Raw genomic sequence first — 1,300 nt, forward strand, 5'->3', positions numbered from 1 at the left:
ATGCGCGTAGCAATGATCGGCACTGGATATGTGGGTCTTGTGTCGGGGGCGTGTTTTGCCGATTTCGGCCATCACGTGACCTGCATTGACAAGAATTCGGAGAAGATCGAGCAGCTTCGCTCTGGCGGTGTTCCGATTTACGAGCCGGGCCTTGATCTTCTGATCGAGCGCAATGTGCGCGAGGGGCGTCTGGATTTCGCCACGGACCTGACCGAGGCGGTGAAGGCGGCGGATGTGGTGTTCATCGCGGTGGGCACGCCGTCGCGTCGCGGCGATGGCCATGCGGATCTGAGCTATGTGTATGCGGCGGCCGAAGAGATCGCCAAGGCCATGGACGGTTTCACGGTGGTGGTGACCAAGTCCACGGTGCCGGTGGGCACGGGCGACGAGGTGGAGGCGGTGATTGCCCGCACCCGCCCTGACGCTGATTTCGCCGTGGTCTCCAACCCTGAATTCCTGCGCGAGGGCGCGGCGATCGAGGATTTCAAGCGTCCCGATCGCGTTGTGGTGGGCGTGGAGAACGATCCGGCGCGCGAGGTGATGCGCGAGCTGTATCGTCCGCTGTTTCTCAATGAGACCCCGATCGTGTTCACGGCGCGGCGGACGTCCGAGCTGATCAAGTACGCGGCGAACGCGTTCCTGGCCATGAAGATCACCTTCATCAACGAGATGGCCGATCTGTGCGAGGCGGTGGGCGCGGACGTGCAGCAGGTGGCCAAGGGCATCGGTCTGGACAACCGGATCGGGAACAAGTTCCTGCATGCCGGTCCGGGCTATGGCGGATCGTGCTTCCCGAAGGACACGCTGGCGCTGACGCGCACGGCGCAGGAGCATGACAGCCCGGTGCGTCTGGTGGAGACGGTGGTCGACATCAATGACAAGCGCAAGGCGGCGATGGCGGACAAGGTCATCCGCGCCTGTGATGGTGATGTGTCGGGCAAGACGGTGGCGGTGCTGGGGCTGACCTTCAAGCCGAACACGGACGACATGCGCGACGCGCCGAGCCTGGACATCATTCCCGCGCTTCAGAAGGCGGGGGCGAAGGTGAAGGCGTACGATCCGGCCGGCGCGCTGGAGGCGGAGAAACTGCTCAGCGATGTGGAGATGACGTCCGGCGCGTATCTGTGTGCGGAGGATGCGGATGTTCTGGTGATCATCACCGAGTGGAACGAGTTCCGCGCGCTCGATCTCGATCGGGTCAAGGAGACCATGAAGGGCTCAACCCTGGTGGACCTGCGCAATATCTACGACCCCGAAGACATGAATGAGCGCGGCTTCCACTATGTCAGCGTGGGGCGGT

General features: G+C 63.2%; 1 protein-coding gene. It reads left to right on the top strand.

Features of this window, described 5'->3' with window-relative positions:
• A partial coding sequence (locus RBA95_RS14480; protein WP_371933622.1) for a UDP-glucose/GDP-mannose dehydrogenase family protein occupies positions 1 to 1,300 on the top strand: 1,300 nt, incomplete at its 3' end.

The organism is Oceanicaulis sp. MMSF_3324 (genome assembly GCF_030733545.1).
GTDB lineage: Bacteria > Pseudomonadota > Alphaproteobacteria > Caulobacterales > Maricaulaceae > Oceanicaulis.